This window comes from Actinoplanes derwentensis (assembly GCF_900104725.1).
GTDB classification, from domain to species: Bacteria; Actinomycetota; Actinomycetes; order Mycobacteriales; family Micromonosporaceae; genus Actinoplanes; species Actinoplanes derwentensis.
The window spans coordinates 2,271,612-2,290,538 of sequence record NZ_LT629758.1; the positions used below are offsets into that span (position 1 = coordinate 2,271,612).

At 67.9% G+C, this 18,927-nt stretch carries 17 protein-coding genes and 3 pseudogenes; 5 read left to right on the forward strand and 15 right to left on the reverse strand.

Features of this window, described 5'->3' with window-relative positions; genetic code table 11:
• Nucleotides 1-347: 347 nt before the first annotated feature.
• From BLU81_RS10520 to BLU81_RS10550, 8 genes and pseudogenes are all read right to left on the reverse strand, one after another.
• A complete protein-coding gene (locus BLU81_RS10520) occupies nt 348-923 on the reverse strand; it encodes a DUF6262 family protein (RefSeq protein ID WP_092543856.1) in 576 nt (191 codons plus the stop codon).
• Complete coding sequence (locus BLU81_RS10525) at nt 920-3,361, reverse strand: tyrosine-type recombinase/integrase (protein WP_197686175.1); 2,442 nt, start codon at nt 3,359-3,361, stop codon at nt 920-922. Before BLU81_RS10525 ends, BLU81_RS10520 begins: the two co-directional genes overlap by 4 nt.
• Nucleotides 3,362-3,432: 71 nt before the next feature.
• Nucleotides 3,433-4,245: a tyrosine-type recombinase/integrase gene (locus BLU81_RS10530; protein WP_197686176.1), complete on the reverse strand. Its 813-nt coding sequence runs from the start codon at nt 4,243-4,245 to the stop codon at nt 3,433-3,435.
• 37 nt (nt 4,246-4,282) lie between these two features.
• A pseudogene (locus tag BLU81_RS49545) lies at nt 4,283-5,590 on the reverse strand (Tn3 family transposase); the annotation flags it as partial.
• Nucleotides 5,591-5,914: 324 nt separating this feature from the next.
• Nucleotides 5,915-7,177: a DUF4158 domain-containing protein gene (locus BLU81_RS10540; protein WP_157751455.1), complete on the reverse strand. Its 1,263-nt coding sequence runs from the start codon at nt 7,175-7,177 to the stop codon at nt 5,915-5,917.
• Between the two features lie 108 nt (nt 7,178-7,285).
• A complete protein-coding gene (locus BLU81_RS49550; RefSeq protein ID WP_197686492.1) occupies nt 7,286-7,570 on the reverse strand; it encodes a hypothetical protein in 285 nt (94 codons plus the stop codon).
• A pseudogene (locus BLU81_RS52020) lies at nt 7,486-7,830 on the reverse strand (tyrosine-type recombinase/integrase); the annotation flags it as partial. The pseudogene BLU81_RS52020 and the gene BLU81_RS49550, both read right to left, overlap by 85 nt.
• Before the next feature lie 331 nt (nt 7,831-8,161).
• The gene (locus tag BLU81_RS10550) at nt 8,162-8,563 is read right to left on the reverse strand and encodes a nuclear transport factor 2 family protein (RefSeq protein ID WP_092543864.1); all 402 of its coding nucleotides are present in this window, start codon (nt 8,561-8,563) and stop codon (nt 8,162-8,164) included.
• Nucleotides 8,564-8,991: 428 nt separating this feature from the next.
• On the opposite strand from BLU81_RS10550, the gene BLU81_RS10555 reads away from it, so the two are divergent.
• Nucleotides 8,992-10,107 (forward strand): chitinase, encoded by a 1,116-nt coding sequence (locus BLU81_RS10555; RefSeq protein ID WP_092543866.1) that lies wholly within the window; start codon nt 8,992-8,994, stop codon nt 10,105-10,107.
• Nucleotides 10,107-10,913, forward strand: coding sequence for a cysteine/serine endopeptidase inhibitor (locus tag BLU81_RS10560; RefSeq protein WP_092543868.1), 807 nt, complete (start codon nt 10,107-10,109; stop codon nt 10,911-10,913). Before BLU81_RS10555 ends, BLU81_RS10560 begins: the two co-directional genes overlap by 1 nt.
• Nucleotides 10,914-11,188: 275 nt before the next feature.
• On the opposite strand, the gene BLU81_RS10565 is transcribed toward BLU81_RS10560, so the two are convergent.
• The 6 genes from BLU81_RS10565 to BLU81_RS49555 all read right to left on the reverse strand — a co-directional run bounded on the left by BLU81_RS10565 (nt 11,189) and on the right by BLU81_RS49555 (nt 15,599).
• Nucleotides 11,189-11,506, reverse strand: a complete 318-nt coding sequence (locus BLU81_RS10565; RefSeq protein ID WP_092543870.1) for a hypothetical protein — start codon at nt 11,504-11,506, stop codon at nt 11,189-11,191.
• Nucleotides 11,507-11,524: 18 nt separating this feature from the next.
• Entirely contained in the window at nt 11,525-13,147 is a 1,623-nt protein-coding gene (locus tag BLU81_RS51480; RefSeq protein ID WP_172890521.1) for a methyl-accepting chemotaxis protein, read from the reverse strand.
• A gap of 289 nt (nt 13,148-13,436) precedes the next feature.
• Nucleotides 13,437-13,724 (reverse strand): DUF4287 domain-containing protein, encoded by a 288-nt coding sequence (locus BLU81_RS10575; RefSeq protein ID WP_092543874.1) that lies wholly within the window; start codon nt 13,722-13,724, stop codon nt 13,437-13,439.
• Nucleotides 13,725-13,777: 53 nt separating this feature from the next.
• On the reverse strand, nt 13,778-14,422 hold the full coding sequence (locus BLU81_RS10580) for a response regulator (RefSeq protein WP_092543876.1): 645 nt from the start codon (nt 14,420-14,422) through the stop codon (nt 13,778-13,780).
• Entirely contained in the window at nt 14,419-14,994 is a 576-nt protein-coding gene (locus tag BLU81_RS10585; RefSeq protein WP_197686178.1) for a sensor histidine kinase, read from the reverse strand. The genes BLU81_RS10580 and BLU81_RS10585 overlap by 4 nt, the downstream gene beginning before the upstream one ends.
• On the reverse strand, nt 14,928-15,599 hold the full coding sequence (locus BLU81_RS49555; RefSeq protein ID WP_197686179.1) for a hypothetical protein: 672 nt from the start codon (nt 15,597-15,599) through the stop codon (nt 14,928-14,930). Before BLU81_RS49555 ends, BLU81_RS10585 begins: the two co-directional genes overlap by 67 nt.
• A gap of 123 nt (nt 15,600-15,722) precedes the next feature.
• Between BLU81_RS49555 and BLU81_RS10590 the strand changes: the two are divergent.
• Together BLU81_RS10590 and BLU81_RS10595 are read left to right on the forward strand one after the other, a co-directional pair.
• Nucleotides 15,723-16,376, forward strand: a pseudogene (locus tag BLU81_RS10590) (ABC transporter ATP-binding protein); the annotation flags it as partial.
• 68 nt (nt 16,377-16,444) lie between these two features.
• Nucleotides 16,445-17,188 carry a hypothetical protein gene (locus BLU81_RS10595; RefSeq protein ID WP_092543880.1) on the forward strand — a complete coding sequence of 248 codons (744 nt, stop codon included), beginning with the start codon at nt 16,445-16,447 and terminating at the stop codon, nt 17,186-17,188.
• Between the two features lie 33 nt (nt 17,189-17,221).
• On the opposite strand, the gene BLU81_RS10600 is transcribed toward BLU81_RS10595, so the two are convergent.
• Nucleotides 17,222-18,136: an SDR family NAD(P)-dependent oxidoreductase gene (locus BLU81_RS10600; protein ID WP_092543882.1), complete on the reverse strand. Its 915-nt coding sequence runs from the start codon at nt 18,134-18,136 to the stop codon at nt 17,222-17,224.
• Between the two features lie 99 nt (nt 18,137-18,235).
• Between BLU81_RS10600 and BLU81_RS10605 the strand changes: the two genes are divergently transcribed.
• The gene (locus tag BLU81_RS10605; RefSeq protein WP_092543884.1) at nt 18,236-18,901 is read left to right on the forward strand and encodes a TetR/AcrR family transcriptional regulator; all 666 of its coding nucleotides are present in this window, start codon (nt 18,236-18,238) and stop codon (nt 18,899-18,901) included.
• The last annotated feature ends 26 nt before the right edge of the window (nt 18,902-18,927 follow it).

An 18,927-nucleotide genomic window follows, 5' to 3' on the forward strand; every position in this document is an offset into this window, starting at 1 on the left:
CGTGCACCCTGGTCAATACGCGCTCATCGGCCATGTAAGAGTCAGCGATGGGCGACTGAGGGTCGCGGTATTCCAGCAACGACCGCGGAGCTGTGCGTCGCAGAGAGTGATTTCGGATCTCAACGGGCGGAGTCATGCCAAGCCGTCCGGTGGGGCCGATTCGAATCAGGGCCGTCCGAACCAGCCCGACCGCGTAATCAGTCTCGGCTGGACGCGCCCGGGGGTCTCCGATGTCGTCGCCGACGTGCGCGTCGGCCAAGCCTGGTTCCCGTGGTGCGCCGTCGGCGGAGATGTGCCGGAGCATACAGGCAGGCCATCAGTGGTCATGATCCGTTGTTCTGGTGGCTTCATCCCGCCGGGTCGGCGGTGTTCTTGTGGTGCATCATGCGGCGGAGCGCGGCCCGGACTCCGGTCAGGTCCTCCTCTGCCTCGGCCAGCCGCTGCCGCAGCGTGTCGTTGTCGGTTCGTAGGCGGTCGGCCTCCGCAGCCAGGCGCTGGTTGTGTTCGGCTAGTTCGTCCACGCGGTCGACCAGGCTCTGGTTGGACAGTTGGTTCAGCTGCTCGCCGAGACGGCGGCGTAGTGCGGCCTTGAGCTGATCGCGTTCGGCCCGGAGTTTGCTGTTGTCGGTGCGGGTCAGTTCCAGGTCGGTGTTCAGACTGGCGGTGCTCGGGGCCAGGCCGGTTTGCTGGTCCCGGTGCGGCTTGCGGTCTTGTTGAGTGCGGGCGGCGTCGATGTGTTCGCGGACGCCGTCGGCGTAGACGAGCCAGTGCGACACTCCGGCGCGCTTTGCCACGGCGGTGAAGCTCACCGGGTCTCCCCGGCGGAACATGTCGTCGAGGGTGGCGAGGACTTTGCCGCGCTTGGCCTGGCTGTCTCGGCGCCGGGCCTGCAGCAACACCTCGGCGGGGGTGCGGTCGCTCATCCGGTGGGCTCCTTATGGTGCCGCGTGACGGTCAGGGGCAGCAGCTTGCGGTCGCGCAGTGCCCTGCTCTTGCGCAGTACTGTGCTGGCCTCTTCGATCGCGGCCCGTTCCTCGGCGGGTAGCAGGTCCAGCTTCGTGCGCATTGTGGCGGCCACGTCCTTGAAGGCGGTGATCTGGTCGGTGAGGTTACGGACGACGAACTCGTCGGCATCCATTGCCTGGGCGGTCTCCCGGTCGGCTTTCAACGAGGTGACATGGTCGTCCACCGCGGTCAGGAAAGACGGGTCCGGCCGGTAAAATCCGCAACCGGCGCACTGGAACCGGATCGGGCAGGCGTGGCCACCGGCCTTGACGTTGGACGGCTCGATGCAGTTGCCGAACGGCACCGCCACCGACCGCGCTTCATAGGCGACGTCCGACGCCATCGGCGTCGGACGGCCGACGCGGTCCACGACGTGCAGCCGCATCGTCTTCACGGCCGCGCGTTTGCGCTTCAACGAGACCTGGAAGTACCCCGCCGTCGTACTAGCATCGCGGTGGTCCATGAGCTCTTTCAGCACGTCAATCGGCACCCCGGCGTCGGCATGCCGTTGGGCGTAGGAATGCCGGAACGCGTAAGGGAAGATCAGCGTCCGGTCGAAGGGCAGCGGTTGGCCATCCAGCCCGGACACCTCGGAGTGGAGCACCGGGATGGCATCGGCCCACGCCCGAATGGCGCGAGCGATGACTCCCGCGCTCATATGCGCGATCCCGGCGTCTTCGGTGGCCGCCGGAAACAGATACTCGCGGCTCTGCGCGGGTGAGCGCAGGCCGGGCCGTTGCTGCTGCCACGTCTGGACAGCGTGCGCGGTCTGCCGGGTGATAGGTAGTCGACGCCGGTTGCGCCGGCCCTTGCGGTTGTTCCAGATCAGGCTGAACTCGTCATCGACGTGCTCCAGGCACGCCTGTCCCAACCCGGCGACCTCGCTCGGCCGCCGCCCGGTGTCGCGCAGCACGACGTAGACGGTGCGCATCATCGCCGCGACGTCCTGCTCGGGCAGCCGTCCGTAGGGGAATCCCCGGCCGAGGAGATCCAGATGGGCGTCCAGCTGGCGGATCACTGTCTCCGGGATGGCCTTGCCGGTCTCGTCCTCGTTGGTCTCGACGCCGAGGATGCGGTGTGACCCGTGCCGGGCGAAGCCGCCCGGCACCTGCCCCATCAGCTCGGCGCGATGCCCGAAGTCCAGCATCTCGAAGAAGAACCCGAGCATGCGCCGCCGCTGAGTGACCGAGTACAGCTCACCATCATCCTTACGGGCAGTCTGAAACGCCTTGACCACGGCGTCCACGTCGACCAGCCGCAGCGTCGCCGGGTCGAGGCCGCCGCCGGGTCGCCGGCCCAGCGCCTGGGAGGCGCGCACGCACGCCTTCAACGTGATGCCCAGCAGTTTGCTGTCGGGATCGGTGCTCCGCGCCCAGGCCAACACGATGTCACGGAACCAGCGCTGCTTGATCGCGCTGAAGTCCGCGGTCCCCGGATGGCGGCGGCGTCCGGACTGGGTCGTGTCGGAGGCCACGCCCGCGACGGCGAGATCCCACACCTCTTTGTCGGTCTGTTTGATACCGCTGTACTCGTCGTAGCCGAACCGGATCCCGCGGATGATCGTCTTGACGTGCGTCTCGCTGTTGACCCCTTTGCCGGTGAGCATCGCCATGGCCGCAACCTGATCGACGCCGAGGAGCGTCGGCAGGCCGGCGAACGCGCGGACAGCGGCGAGCACCGCCGGCGGTTCGATCTTCCCGCCGCGGGCGTCACGTTGCTGCAAGGCGTAGAGGATCTCCAGGCGCAGCGTCGGACCCAGCTGCAGCAGGGAGAACTGGTTGGCACGGAGAAACGGGCTCTGCGTTCCAGCCCAACCAGCCGGGTCGCCGGTCGCCGACTGGTTCGTCTTCCACTTGCGGTGGTGGTAGCAGCACAGCCCGAAGTCCGTCTGGATGGCTTCGCCGCAGCGGCCCACCAGGCAGCCGTCGTGCGCGGCGATCCTCGGTCGGGCGACGGCCCGTGCCCACTCACTGATCGACGCGTCCGGGTGTCGCCGGGTGTAGATGCGCCACAGGCCGTAATGCGACTCGCACAGGCCCCTGCTTATCTCGGCGAAGGCGCACCTCGACTCGCCGCGGCTGACGATGCAGAACCCCGCGGCGGTCCCCGGGAACGCCGCGCGTCGCACCGGCACGTAGGTGGCGGCGAACTCGGCCGGGCCTGCGTCGCCGGCGCGCAGCGCCAGATCGCAGGGCTGGCAACGTTGCCCTCGGGCCTTCATCACCGCGTCGCAGGCGGCCGTGCTGCACCTCCACACGGCTGTGCCCGGATTGTCGGTGTCTCCCGTGAACAACCAATGCTCGGCATCCCACTCGCTGCCACGCCAGCCCGGATCGACGGCCGTGCGCAGCCACACCGTCCAAGCGGTTAGGTCGGCAGGGAGCCGAGGACACGCGGTGAGCGCCGTGACCGACGCCAGCGCCGCCGTCACGAGCGGCCGTCCCGGGCCGCCGCGACGCGTTCCACGGCCTCGCGTTTGTCCTGATCAGTGGCGTGGATGTACGGGTCCATCGAAGACGGCGAGACGTGACCCAACAGGGACTGCACGACGTCGCGGGCGACCCCGGAGCGCACCCAGCGGGTCGCCGCGGTGTGCCGCAGGACGTGGGGGCGGACCGCGAACCCGGCCCTGCGGGCCAGCCTGTCGAACATGTCCTTGGCGTTGTGGTAGCCGACGGGGCTACCCAGCGGTGCCCGGAACATGTTCACGAAGACCATGTCACAGCCGGCCGCCTCCGGGATCCGGTCCCGCTCGTGACAGTAGTCGGCGTAGAGCTCGACGAGCTCGGTGCTCACCGGAATCGAGCGGGGAAACCGCGACTTGGCCAAAGCGCCGTTGGCGTTCGCCCGACGGCGAACGTGCACGTGCGGACCGGTGACCCGGCAGCCCAGCACGGCCGAGTTCGACAACAGGTGCATGTCCTCACGCCGAAGCCCGAGCGTCTCGCCGATCCGCATGCCGGTGCAGCCGATCAACGCCACCATGAAGCGGTCGCGCGCGTTACGTGTCAACGGCAGCAGCCGCTCGAACTGCTCGGCGCTGAGCCATTCGACACCGTCCTCGGCCACCACGAACTTGATCGACTTGGCGCGGACCGTCCGGAACTGGCCGTCCTCGCCGGCGTTGTAGCCCGGCGGCAGGTGGGTCAGGAACTTCGGCTGCGACAGCCGGGCGACCACCTCAGGACCGACCCAGCCGTGCCGCGCCCCGAACCGCAGAAACTCGCACACCGTCGTCATCACCGCGTTCGCGGTCTTCTTCGACCGAAACCGCGGCTCAGCCGACGACGTTCGCCCGCGTGCTGGCAGCGGCTCCGTCACGAGCCACCGCAGGAACCGCGCGAGATCCTCCAGCCCCGGCAACGACCAATCCAGACCCCGATCGGCGGCGTACGACAGGTACAAAGCCACCCGGCCGGCGTACACGCGTTCGGTATTGGACGAACGATCCATCGCCCGCAACGCCGCGAGGAACGCGGTCGCCTCCACCTGCAGGGCGTAGTCGGCCGCTTCTATGACCACCCAGGACACCGACTCGTCGCGAGCGGACACCGCACGCTCGGCCCTGTACCTGGTGACCAACTCTGCTGCGAACGTACCTGATGTACCAGACACCTAGCGGATACCCCTCTGGGACAACGACGCTGCTCCGAAGAACGCACGTCACTGACGAACTGTCACCCCTAGAGATAACGAGCGCGCCGAGCTGGTCCTCCATCCCCGCGTGGTACTTCTCGCGTAGTTCGCCGCGACGGCCGTGGCAGATGTACTTGGCCAGCCGATGGCGCTCCTCCTGCAAGTTGCGCATCCGCTTGATGTCGCGCCGGTACTGCTCCCGGTCAACGTAGGACAGGACGTGCAGGGTTTTGAAGATCCGGCCGAAGTGGGCCAGGGCGTCGCCGAGCTGGGTTGGATTGCCGCCGCGTTGCAGGATGCGCATCACCTCCGACGCGGCTATCTCCCCGGCGTGCACAGACGCGGCGATGCGCAGGATGTCGGACCAGTGCCGTTTGATCTTCTCCAGGTCGATCAGGTTCCGTGACGCGGTGTCGAGCGGCCCGTAGTCGGCCGCGCGGACGGTGCGCCACAGCCGCTGGTCGGGCAGGCCCGCCAGTTCCGGCCGGTAGTCCACGCCCAGCAGCTTGAGCAGCCCGAACACCATGTCGGAGTACGAGCCGGTATCGGAAATGAACACCTCTGGCCGGGCCCCGCCGTCACGGCGGTACATGAGATCGATCGCGTACAGCGAGTCGCGGGGCGTTCCCGACAACACCATCCCCGCGGTCCCCACACCCTGATCGTTGATCATGTTGAGCCAGGTGACGCCCTTCTTGCGGCCGAAGTACTTCGGGTTCGGGCGCGCGTCGATGCTGCGTACCGGGACCACGAACCGGGTGCCGTCCACCGCGGCCACCAGGCCGCCGCCCCACAGCATCGCGGTGGGGATGCCGGCCTGGCCCCAGATCAGCGGCGCGTTGGCGGCGGCATGGCATTCGGGGCGCACGTAGTTCTGGTACACGTGGTTGATCCGTGAGCGGGTCAGCGCCTCCACGCCCGGGGAGACCACCGGAGCCCAGCCGACGTTGAGGGCCTGCGCGGGTCAGTACCGGCGCGAGGCTGGCGGCCATGTCTGCGGAGATCGGCACGCCGCGGGAGATGTGGGTGTAGGCGGCAATGAACTCGGGATGCCAGGACATGACTTCTTGCACGACGTCGCCGATGTCGGCCTTGGGCATCATCGTGCGAGCGGTGTTGCGCAGGTCCCTCAACGACACCGGTTCCGCGATGGCCTCCAACGCGGCGGCGTGCAGCCTGCCGGCCTTGCCCACGTTGATGTCGCCGGCCTGCGCCCGGCCCGCCATGTACTGCCAGGTGGCGCCCAACTTCTTGACCAGTGGGTACCGTTGGGTCAGCGCGGCGCGCCACTCGCCGTCCGGGTCGGCGTCCGGCGGCAGCACCAGGCCGCTAATGTTGGCCACCGACGCGCGAAGTTCCGAGCGCGACACCACGTTCTCGATCGCGTCCCACACCACGTCGAGCGTGATGTCCTCACCCCAGTCCACGGCCTCCAGCAAAACACCTCCACCGCCGCTGCCAACTTGCCCGCGTCCCGGCTCAGCCGTGGATAGCGGCGCAGCTTCTCCGTCTTGGACGCCCGCTGCGCCCGGGCCAGCAGCTCACTGGTGACGATCAGGTCGAACAGCTCCAGCGCGTCATCGGTCGCCTTCGCCTCCAGGTACACGATTGCCGACAGCAGCGTGGCCAGCTGGTACTCGTACGGACGGCGTCGGCGCAGCGCGGTCGCGTTACGCATCATGCCGTCGCGGGCCAGCTCCCGCAGCCGCCGCTGCGGGACCACGGTCACATCCACACCGCCCAGATCGGCGCCGGCAACCTCACCGACCCGCCGCAGTGCCTTGATCAACCCGGTCACCGTTTGCTCGACCGGCCGGCGCCGCAGGATCTCCAGCGCTGACTTGTTCGTCTTCGGGTCCACGTCCAGCAATCTCAGTAGGAACGTGGCCTGCCGCCCGTTGATCTGTCCGACCAGCTCATGCCGCAACCGGGCCTCGGCGGCAGAGCGGGTACCGCTGACGTCCTGCATCAGCCGGGCCAGCCCCGGGAGCTCGATCTGGCGCTGCCGCAGCCAGCCGATCGCCCCGTAGAACAACTGCGCGCTCGTCTCGCCGGTGTTCCAGCAGCGCCGGTCGAGCCACTGCGCCAGCTCAGCCGAGCCCTCTGCGTAGCCTCGCCAGCCGGCCCGCTGGCGAATCTCGCGCTGATGCTCCCACTTGGTGTTCACCCGTTGCGAGTACGCCTTCACGCACGACGGGTCGACGATACCGAGCTGGGCGGACACATCGTCGAGCACCACCGCGGGCACAACGAGTGGGTCGTCCAGGAACTTGCCCAGATACCGAAGCGTGGTCAACTGGAGCATGAAGCCCAGCCGGTTAGCGTCCCCCCGCTTGTCCGCGATCAGGTTCCGGTCCTCGTCGTCGAGTACGAAGAACTGGTCCAGCTCATCGACGGTCGGTGGGCGGGTGTAGCAGCCGTACGCGGCCAACTGCTCGTCGGAGAGGAACTCCTCAGCGTCTTCACCGGGTTCCCCGGACTCATCGGCCAACGGCCCGGATAGCTCGCCATCGTCGGCAGGATCGTTGCCCGCCAACGGATTCTCCTCATGATCGACCATGGTCGATCAAACTACGCAACCCCAGCCATGATCACGCATCGCAGTCAAGATCATCGCTAGCGCCGTTTTCGTGGATCTTGTTAGTCACGGGCCTGATGCGCTGGACGGCTTCTTGAGTCCATTCGGCTTCCAGGTCGCGGATTTGGCCGAGGAGTTCGGCATAGGCGGCTTGAGGGCTTGTTCGGCGTTGAGGGCCCGTTCGCGCCAGGTCGCCTCGCGGGCGTCGTCCTGCTCGGCGATTCGCTGGTGTTGACAGGTGCGGGCCACAATGATCGCTGCGTTGATCATCTCTCGGGTGGCGGCGTCGCCTGCGAGGAGTTCGCCGGGATGGGCGGTGCCGGGGCCGGCGACCCAGACGTGCTGGGGCACGTCTTCCAGGTCGGATTGGGTGAGTGGACGTAATGGTCGGCCATGCGCTCTGAAACCTGGCCCAGGTATCGGCGGATGTGGGTCAGGCTCGCCCCGGCTCGTAGCACACGGGTGTCCAGCGAGTGCCGCGCCCGGTGGGGCACCCATCGGCCGATGTCGAGATTGTCGATCCATGCTTTGAAGCGCCGGTGAAACCACTGGTAGGACAGGGGCCGACGGCTGTCGCTGTCGCGCTGGTTGCTGGGGAACACGGCAGATGAGCGCCGTTCCTCCGGGTGCGGCGAAGTGGTCCCAGGCCAGGTCGCGCAGCCATCGCTGGGAGCATGCGATCTGCTCCGGCCGCCAGCCGACCAGAAGAGCCAGAACGGTTGCGGAGCAAACGCGTGACCGTGGCGTCGAAGTCCAGGGCCATCGCCTCGTCACGTCCAACCACGACTCGACACCGGTGTGACCTTCGCAGGTCGGCGAACAGCCGGCGTACTTCCCGTCGTCAGGATCGATGTAGCCGACCTCGAACGCCAAGGGATCCGAGCGCTGACCGCCCGTGACTGGATCGAAGTGCCGCGACCACCGTGGCCTCCATCGGGGCTGTCAGGGGTGCAGCGGCGTACGGCGGGGAATCACCTTGCGATACGCGATGCGCCAGCCAGCCGATTCGCGGCGTACGACGTCCTCGTAGACGACGCTGCCAACGCTGCCGGTGGCGGAGATCCCGATCCCCTTCGAGCGCACCCGCACCGTGCCGTCCGGATCCTCGGTCACGCATATGTTCGTGACGTGATGGCCGACGGGGTTCGCCTCGCCCACCGCCAGGCTGGCTTCGCTGATCGCCTCGTACCCGCGTAGCTCGCCGAGTCCGAACGCGGAGACGTCGTAGATGACGTCGGCGCAGAACAGCTCGTTCATCCGAGCGAACTCGCCGCCGTCCATCAGGTGACCGTGCAGCGAGACCAACTCATGCACCGCAAGCCTGTCTTCGACCGACAACACCACGAGCGGCTCCCCTCAACCCGAAAGACGGACAACTTCGGGGGCACATCGCCAACCCACCGACGTCGATCTTTTTATCAGGTTGGTGGGGCCGCTTATCCGACAGGTGGTCCGCGTGCCAGCTACAGCGGGACCGGGCACAGGCCCTGCCCGGACGATCTCCGATGAGTAAACAGAAATACAACAGAACTGACATTATGATGTACGTCTGATTTGTCCGCTTCAAGCCTCGTGAGGTAATTAATGGATTGCCAGTAACAGTAATACGATAATTGCGGCAAGGTTGGCTCGGGGTGGATGACTGCGAGCGGGTCGGCACGACTTTAAGCAAGAAACCTTACATATCTTTACATGTCGATGTGTGACGGTGTTGCATATGAGGTAGCGCGCGCGGCCTCTGGCAGACTTTCGACAAGGACGGACTTCCTTGTATGAGCTCCCCTGATCTTCGTAGAACCCTGCTCGCTGTTCTCCTCAGCGTGACCACCGCCGTCGGCCTGCTCGGCCTCACCGGCACGGCAGCGCACGCCGCTACCGGAACGATCACCGGGCTGGCCGGTAAGTGCATCGGCGCGGCCGGTGGCAGCACCGGTAACGGCACCGCGGTCGACCTGTACGCGTGTGTCGGCGACGCCACCCAGCAGTGGTCGCGCCCCGGTGACGGCACGATTCGTACCGCCGGTAGATGTCTGGATGTCTCCAACGCCGGCACCGCCGACGGCACGAAGGTGCAGCTCTGGGACTGCAACGGCTCGGTGGCTCAGCAGTGGGTGTTCAGCAGCGCCCGTGACCTGGTGAATCCGAACGCCAACAAGTGCCTGGATCTGACCGGCGGCTCGTCGGCCGACTTCACCGTCGTGCAGTTGTGGACCTGCAACGGTACCGGCGCCCAGAAGTGGAACGCGCCGGCCAGCGGCGGCAGCACGGGCGGGTTCGTGGTCACCGAGGCTCAGTTCAATCAGATGTTCCCGGGCCGTAACGGCTTCTACTCCTACAGTGGCCTGGTCACGGCGATCAGCGCGTACCCGGCGTTCGCCGGTGCCGGCAGTGACACGGTCCGCAAGCAGGAGGCCGCGGCGTTCCTCGCCAACGTCAACCACGAGACCGGCGGACTGGTTCACATCGTCGAGCAGAACACCGCGAACTATCCGCACTACTGTGACTGGAACCAGTCGTTCGGATGCCCGGCCGGGCAGTCCGCCTACTACGGTCGCGGCCCGATCCAGCTGTCCTGGAACTACAACTACAAGGCAGCCGGCGACGCGCTCGGCATCGATCTGCTGAACAACCCGTGGCTGGTGCAGAACGACGCCGCGGTGTCCTGGAAGACCGGCCTCTGGTTCTGGATGACCTCGACCGGGGCGGGCACGATGACCGGCCACAACGCGATGGTCAACAGTGCCGGGTTCGGGCAGACCATCCGGACCATCAACGGCAGCCTCGAATGCAACGGGGCGAATCCGGGCCAGGTGCAGAGCCGGGTCGACGCGTACCTGCGGTTCACCCAGATCCTGGGTGTCGCGGCCGGCAGCAACCTCTACTGCTGATGCGGGCCCGGATCCTGCTCGCCGTGGCGGTGCTGTTCGCGGTGCTCCTGCCGTCGGCTCCGGCGGCCGCTGTCCCGATCGGCCAGACCCAGACCGGCAAGACGACCTTCTACAACGATGCCGGGTACGGTGCGTGCGGTACCCCGATCAACGCCGCCACCGAGATGCTCGTCGCGGTGTCCTACACCTGGTGGACCACGGCGAACCCGAACCTCGACCCGATCTGCCAGGGCGTCAGTGTCGAGGTCACCTACAACGGCCGGACGATCACCGTGCCGGTGAAGGACAAATGCCCGTCCTGCGCCGCCAGCCACATCGACCTCAGTCAGGCGGCGTTCGCCCAGTTCGCCTCCACCGATCCGGCGAACACTCCGGGCGTACTCAATGTGACCTGGAAGTTCGTGAATTCCAACGGTGGTGGATCACGCACCGGGCCGATCACCGGTCTGGCCGGTAAGTGTATCGGTGCGGCCGGTGGCAACACCGCCAGCGGTACGGCGATCGACCTGTACTCGTGCGTCGGCGACACCACCCAGCAGTGGACGCTGCCGGGTGACGGGACGATCCGTACTGCGGGCAGGTGTCTTGATGTCTCCAATGCCGGGACTGTGGACGGTACGAAGGTGCAGCTCTGGGACTGCAACGGCTCGGTGGCTCAGCAGTGGGTGTTCAGCAGCGCCCGTGACCTGGTGAATCCGAACGCGAACAAGTGCCTGGATCTGAAGGGCGGCTCCTCTGCGGACTTCACGCTCGCACAGCTGTGGACCTGCACCGGCGGCCCCAACCAGAAGTGGACCATCCCCTAGCAACAGGCCGGCGGGTTCTGAGAGAAGGATTCTCCTGGGATTTGGTCAGCGGCCAAAACTAGGAATTGTGGTCTTGGTGCCCGGTATGGCGGGGCGAACAGGAGGGCGACGTTGTGGCCTCCGAAGCCGAGGGAGTTGCAGATCGTCGAGGTCAGCGCCTGTTTGCGGGGCTGCTGGTCACCACGTACAGCAGCCCCGAGGAGTCTTTGGTCTCCAGGTTTCGGGGGCCTTGTTCCGATCGTCTGAGCGCACCGTGCCGTGCCGGATGGGTCGGATCAGGCGGCGAGCCCCGAGTAAGGATGTGGCCTGCTGTCCGGTGGGTCACGCCGCGAGTCGTGTCGGCGGGGACCCGGGGAAGACGCGATGTCGGAACCGGAGCCGCCGGTGATCAGGGGGTGTCGGGCTTGCTCGATGCAGGCGTCGATCTGGTCGGCCTGAGCGATCGTGTTGAGGCGGGTGGTGTCATCGAGCAGGCCGAGGGTGTGCAGGTCACCGGCGAGGCGGTGTTGCAGGTCGGCGAGCCGTTCGCAGGCGTCGAGCAGGTCGAGCAGGTCGAGCATCTCGGTACGGCCGGGGCCGTCGATGGTGGGCATCGGGTGGGCTCCCCCGTGTCAGTAGCGGAATCGGCCGACGGCGGTCTTCAGGTTGGTGACGACGCCGGCGACGGCGTGGGTCGTCTGGGCTGCTTGTCCGGCGGCGCTGGAGATCTCGTCGGCGCTGCGGGCGACGCCGGTGATGTTCGCGGCGATCTGGTTGGCGCTGGTGGCGGCGTCATTGACGCTGCGGGCCATCTCGCTGGTGGTGGCGGTCTGTTCCTCGACGGCGGAGGCGATGGTGGTGGAGAAGTCGCTGATCCTGCCGACGATGTCGCCGATGGTAGCGATCGCGTCGACGGCGGCGATGGTGCCGGTCTGGATGGCGGCGACCCGGCCGGTGATGTCCTCGGTGGCCTTGGCCGTCTCCTGGGCCAGATCCTTGACCTCGGAGGCGACCACGGCAAACCCCTTGCCGAGTTCCCCGGCGCGGGCGGCCTCGATGGTGGCGTTCAGAGCCAGCAGGTTGGTCTGCTCGGCGATCGCGGTGATCAGCTTGACCACGTTGTCGATCTCCGCGCTCGCGGCGGAAAGTTCGTTTACTGTCTGCCGGGCGGTGGCGGCGATCCCGACGGCGGTGCCGGCCACCGAAGCGGCCTCGGAGGCGTTGACCGAGATCTCCCGGATCGAGGCGCCCATCTGTTCGCTGCCCGCCGACAGCGTCGAAACGTTACGCGACACGTCGTCAGCAGCGGTCGACACGTCAGCAGCCTGCTCACTGGTACCGGTGGCGCTGGCCGCCATCTGGGTGGTCATCGAGGTCAATGACTGCACCGAACCGTCCAGGGTCGCGGCCGCGCTCGCCATCTGCATGACGAGGTCCTGGACTCGGACGATGAACCGGTTCGCGGCCTGGGCCACATCACCGGTCTCGTCCGCGACGCTCTCGTCGAGGCGGGCGGTCAGGTCACCGTCGCCGTCGGCGATTTCACTCATCCGGTCCCGCAGCCCGAACAACGACCGGCGGATCCCCCGCACCAGAACAGCGCCGACCGCACCCAGGACAGCGACCGCCACCACCAGCACGACGATCACAATGGTCGTCACCGAGGCGGCCTTGTCGGCCGTGTCCGTGCTGGCCTGCTCGGCTTCAGCGTTCACGACCACACGGGTGTCGGCGATCTGCTGCATGATGGCCGCAGCCCGTTCGTCGTCGGCGGCGATGATCTTCTTACCGTCCGGACCCGCCGGGTCGGCCGCCTTCGCGCCGGTCATCGCCTCCTGCTCGGCACTCAGGTACTGCTCGTAGGACCCGAACAGAGCGGTCAGGGCACTGCCGACCTCCACCGGCAGGTTCAGGGCGGTGATGGCGGCGATGTCCGCGCGGGCCTTGTCCGCCGCGTCGGTGAACAACCCGTCGGCGTGCACCCGTTCCGGGTCGGTGGTCGCCAGCAGCGCCCGGTTCACCGCGATCATCGCGTTCGACTGCTGCATGTCCATGTCCGTCAGCGTGGTGTTAGCCGCCCCCAGTGCCGACTGCCGGTCAGCCAGATCCTGTAACTGCGACGCCGCGGTCATGGCGAACACTCCGAGCACCGCCAGTAACACCAGCGACACCACCACCAGCACGACGACCTTCACCGTGATCGTCAGACGAAACCCCGAAACCCGGCCCAGCGGCGAACTCTTCACCCCACCCACAACCTCTCCCTCGGTGTTGGACGTAGTCGTCCGACAAGCTCTGCACCCACACCATCGGTCCCCACCGGGCCAGACTGAGCCCATCCGGTCGCAACCTGTCGAGCACGGAAAGCCGACAGGCTGCGGGGGTGTGCGGGCTAGGCTCCAGCGGGGTGGCCGGCGACGGCGGGCTGCCAGCCGGCTCTCCAGCCGGGTCAGCACCACGCCGACGGGAGAATCCATCGATGATCTTCTTGCACCGAGAACGATCGACTCCGGCGTCACCTCCAGAATGTGGAACCGGCGGCGTCTACTTGCCGCGGTTCGCCTTGCCGTCCAGGCGCAGTTCGTTGGTGGGGTCACTGTGGGTGGTGCCGCTGTTGACGTGCTTGTCGTCGATCTTCGTCCCGTTCTTGATCACGTGGACGAGGGCCATGGCGTGACCACGGCCGAGCGCGTAGTCGTCCTTGAGCCACTGGATGATCTCGCCCGCTTTGGTGTCGGCGTGGTAGCCGCGCTCGTGAGCTTCGGCGACGAGTGCGGCGGGGATCTTGCCGGTTTTGACTTCGATCGTGTCGAGGTATGCCTGGAAGGACATGGGACGCTCCTGACGGTGAGATGAGTACGGGTTACCATGGCCCGAACACGTGTCTACACGAGACCGGCCCGGTAGGCGACGATCACCAGCTGGACACGGTCGCGGGCGGCGAGTTTGGTCATCAGCCGGCTCACGTAGCTCTTCACGGTGGGTGTGGTGATGTGCAGCTGTTCGGCGATCTCGGCATTGGTCGCGCCCTGCCCGATCAGGGTCAGCACCTCACGTTCACGGCCGGTGACGGTGCTCAGGGAAACCGCGCCGGACGGTGCCGGATTCTTGACCACCATCTCGATGAGGCGCCGGGTCACGCTCGGGGCGATCAGTGCGTCTCCGGTCGCGACCACCCGGATCGCGGTGACGATCTCTTCGAGTGCCATGTCCTTGACCAGGAATCCGGATGCTCCGGCACGCAACGCCCCGTACACGTATTCCTCGTCGTCGAAGGTGGTGAGCACCACGACACGGGGCGCGCCGGGTTCGGCGGTGATGCGACGGGTGGCTTCGATGCCGTCGAGGTCGGGCATCCGGATGTCCATCAGCACCACGTCGGGTCGCAGTTGCCCGGCCAGCCGGACGGCGGCGGCGCCGGTCTCCGCCTCACCGGCCACCTCGATGTCGTCGGCTCCGGCGAGCACCATCTGCAGGGCACTGCGGATCAGCGCATGGTCGTCGGCGAGCAACACCCGGACGGCCGTCATGCCGTCCCGTCCGGTAGCCACGCTGTCACCCGGAAGCCGCCGCCGCGCCGGGCGCCCGCGGTGATGGTGCCGTTGAGCAGGGCGACCCGCTCGCGCAGGCCGGCCAGGCCGAAACCTCCGGTGACCGGGTCGCCGCCGCGCCCGTCGTCGACCACTTCGATGGCCAGTTCGCCGGGACCGTAGTCGACCGAGATCCGGCAGGTCTCGGCTTGCGCGTGGCGTAACACGTTGGTGAGTGACTCCTGGATGATCCGGTACGCGGAGAGTTCGACGTCGGACGCGAGGATCCGCCGTTCGCCCGTGACGGTCAGGGCGACCGCCACGCCCGCGGCTGTCGCGGCGCCGACCAGCCGGTCGACGTCGGCCAGGCCGGGTGCCGGCCGTAGCGGCGCCTCCCCCACCTGCCGGAGACCGCCGAGCATCCGGCGCAGCCCGGACAGCGTGTCGCGGCTGGTGGCCTCGATCGCCCGCAGTGCCTCGCGGGCCCGCTCCGGCTGGCTGTCCATCACCCGGACCGCGGCACCGGCCTGCAACGCGATGACGCCGACACTGTGCGCGACGTGGTCGTGCAAATCCCGGAGATCCGCAGTCGCTCGGCCACCACGGCCTGCTCGGCGGCCTGTTCGCTGAGCCGCCGGGCATATTCCCTGGCCTGCCGGATCGAGAAGCCGAGCAGGCCGGCGACCAGGACCGGCAGCACCGCGAACGCCAGCCAGACGGTCCCGTTGACCTGCAGGCCGGGCTGCTGGAAGAACGCCATCAGCGCCACGCTGACCGGCAGGACCGCGAGAACCGGGATCAGTGCGACACCCCACGCCCACGGCGGCCGGGTCACGACGATGTGGGCGAGCAGCACGTCGGCGGCGAGCATGAACAGGGACAACACCTGGTCCGGAGAGTTCGCGATCCCCTCGGTGCCGACCGCGAGGACCAGCACCACCGCGGAGACGACCATCAGATGCAGGGCGATCAACGGCCGGCGGCTCGCCTGGGTGCTCGCGCCGAGACCGGTCGCGACCGCTACCGCGGCGAGGGCCCAGCGCCAGGCCGGCGGGGACGGCATCCCGGACGGCATGCCGGGCACACCGGAGAAGGCGCGCAGGGTGCTGAACGCCGCGATCGACCAGATCAGCGCCGTCCAGGCACCCAGCGGAAGGCGGCGCGGCGCGGTGGACATGCGGCGAGCCTAACCGTGGGGTCCGACAAGGACATCCGACCACGGTAGTACGACCACGGTAGGCATCCGTGACAGCCCGTGGTCGGATGACAGACCGGTCTGCGGGGCGCGACAGTGATCGGCATGATTGATGTCGACCAGTTGGTCAAACGGTACGGGTCCACCACCGCGGTGGCCGGACTGTCGTTCACCGCCCGGCCCGGCCGGGTCACCGGGTTTCTCGGCCCGAACGGCGCCGGTAAGACGACCACTTTGCGGGTGCTCCTCGGCCTCGACTCGCCGACCAGCGGTACCGCCACCATCAGTGGCGTGCCCTTTCGTTCGCGCCGGCGCGGTCTGCGGCACGCCGGTGCTCTTCTGGACGCTCAGCAGGCACATCCCGGGCTGACTGCGACCGCGCATCTGGCAGCGCTGGCGCGCAGCAACGACCTGCCGCGACGGCGGGTCGACGAGGTGCTCGCCGAGGTCGGTCTCACCGCGGTGGCGCACCGGCGGGCCGGCACCTACTCCCTGGGTATGCGGCAGCGGCTGGGCGTGGCCACCGCTCTGCTCGGCGACCCGCCGGTGCTCATCTTCGACGAGCCGGTGAACGGGATGGACCCGGAAGGGGTCCGCTGGGCGCGCGGGCTGTTCCGGCGGCTGGCGGCTGAGGGCCGCACGGTGTTCCTGTCCAGTCATCTGATCGGTGAGATGGCGGCGACCGCCGACGACATCGTCGTGATCGGGCAGGGCCGGCTGCTCGCGGCCGGCCCGGTCGGTGAGCTGACCGGTGCGGGTGGTTCGCTGGAGGACGTGTTCCTGCAGCTGACCGCGGCCAGTGTCGACTATCGGGCCGGTGGTGCGTGATGCGTGACGTGATCGCGGCCGAATGGCTCAAGGTGCGCTCGTTGCGGTCGACCCGGTGGATCGTGGCGGGGACGGTGTCGGCGGTGGTCGCCTCGGCGGCGGTGGACGCGTCCACGAAGCAGGCGGGCAGCGGGTTCGAGGTCGGTGATGCCTTCAATGTGGCGGGTTTCCTGGCGTTGATCGTGGTGGCGACGAGTTTCGGTGCGTCGATGATGCTCGGCGAGTACGGCAGTGGCCTGATCCGGGCCACATCGGTCGCCGTTCCGGCCCGTGCGGACGTGGTCCTGGCCAAGGCAGCCGTGGCCGCCGCTGTCTGGACGGCCACGGGAGTGATCATGGCGGTGGGTTCGTTCGGCGTCGCCGGAGTCGTCGTCGGGGAGGTGACGCTCAGCCGGCCGGGGACGGCTACGGCGCTGTTCGCGGCGGTGCTGATCGGGCCGGTGTGTGCGCTGACCGGTCTCGGTCTGGCGGTGCTGGTGCGCCATGCCGGCGGTGTGTACGTCTCCGGGATTCTGCTGCTGGTCCTGGCCCCGCCGCTGTTCTCCACCCGTCAGGAACTGTCGCGGGCGGTCAACCACGCCATGTTGCTTCCGGCGTGGCAGCGGCTGACCCAGGCGTACGGGACTCCGGAAGCGGTCGGCGATCTCTACGCCACCGCCACTCAGGCGTGGCTCGCGTACGCGCTGTGGCCGCTGGTCTTCCTCACGGCCGCGGTGCTGGTGCACCGGCGGCGCGACGTGTGAACCGTTGGTCCCCGTACCAGCAAAGGGTCTTGATCATCGGACTGTGTGGTGCAGGGGGAATGTCACGCCGGTGAGGTCTTCGGAGACGGTCCACAGGCGCTGCTGGGTGGCCTGGTCGTGGGAGTCGGGGCTGGAGGTGACCAGTTTCGGGTAGCCGCGGATCTCGCCGCGGTTGCCGGGGCCGTAGTACTGGCCGCCGGTGACGGCCGGGTCGGTGGCGGCGCGGACCGTGGGCAGGGCGCCCATGTCGGCGTTCTGGGTGAGCAGCGGCGCGAGCCAGGTGACGGGCAGGCGCAGCGCGGTGGGGGTGTTGCGGGCGAGTTCGGTGTTGGACACGCCCGGGTGGGCGGCGACCGCGATGGTGGTGCCGTGCGGGGCGAGGCGGCGCTGCAGTTCGTAGGTGAACATCAGGTTGGCGAGTTTGGCCTGGCCGTAGGCGGCGATGCGACTGTACGAGCGCTCCCACTGCAGGTCGTCGAAGTGGATGGCGGCCCGGATGCGGTGGCCGGTGCTGCTGACCGTCACGACGCGGGAGCCGGGGACGTCCAGCATCCGGTCCAGCAGCAGGCCGGTCAGGGCGAAGTGGCCGAGGTGGTTGGTGCCGAACTGCAGTTCGAAGCCGTCGGCGGTGGTCTGCCGCGGGGTGTACATCACGCCCGCGTTGTTGATCAGCAGGTCGATGCGGGGGTGGGCGGCGCGCAGGTCGGCGGCCCCGGCCCGGATCGAGTCCAGGGAGGTCAGGTCCAGGGCCTGGACGGTGACGTCGCCGGTGATGCGGGCGGCTGCCTGCCGGCCTTTCGCGGTGTCGCGGACGGCCAGCACGACTGTCGCTCCGCGGGCGGCGAGCATCCGGGCGGTCTCGAACCCGAGCCCGGTGTTGGCGCCGGTCACGATCGCGACCCGGCCGTGCTGGGCGGGGATGTGCTGTTCGGTCCAGTTGTCACTCATCACGCACTCCTAAAAAACCGGCGGTCTGTTATGACACCAACGTAAGAGACCGCCGGTCTTCTGTCAAGGGACCGGCGGTCTTTAAGCTAGAGTGGGGTCGTGACATTCAAGCGGGCGCGCAGCGAACAGCAGCGGGAGATCCGCCGGCAGGCGATTCTGGACACGGCGGCGGCGATGCTGCGCGAGATGCCGGTGGCCGACGTGAGCCTCAACGAACTCAGCCGGCGAGTGGGCCTGGCCAAGTCGAACGTCCTGCGCTATTTCGAGTCCCGCGAGGCGGTGCTGCTCGAACTGCTCGACGTCTTCCTGGGGACCTGGCTCGCCGATCTGGCCGCCGAACTGGCCGACGATGTCGAGCCGCTGGCCGCGCCGGAGGTGCGGGCCGGCCAGCTGGCCGAGGTCCTCAGCCGGTCACTGGCGGACCGGGTGGTGCTCTGCGACCTGTTCGGCGCGCAGGGCGGCGTCCTCGAACACAACGTCTCGGTCGAGATGGCCAAACAGCACAAGCGCTCGTCGCTCGCCAAGCTGACGGTCATGGCCGACCTGATGCGCCACCATCTGCCCGAGCTCGGCGACGGCGCGCAACTGTTCTGCCTGATGAGCCTGGTCTCGGCGGGCGCCCTGTCGTCGTACGTCCCGCCACCGCCCAGCATTCTCGCCGCCTATGCGGACGAACCCGCGCTCAGCGTGTTCCACCTGGAACTGCGCGACGCCTTGCGGATCTCCTTCACCATCGCGCTCGTGGGTGCACTGCCGCGCGCCTGACCCTATCAACAAACGATTGTTTGTAT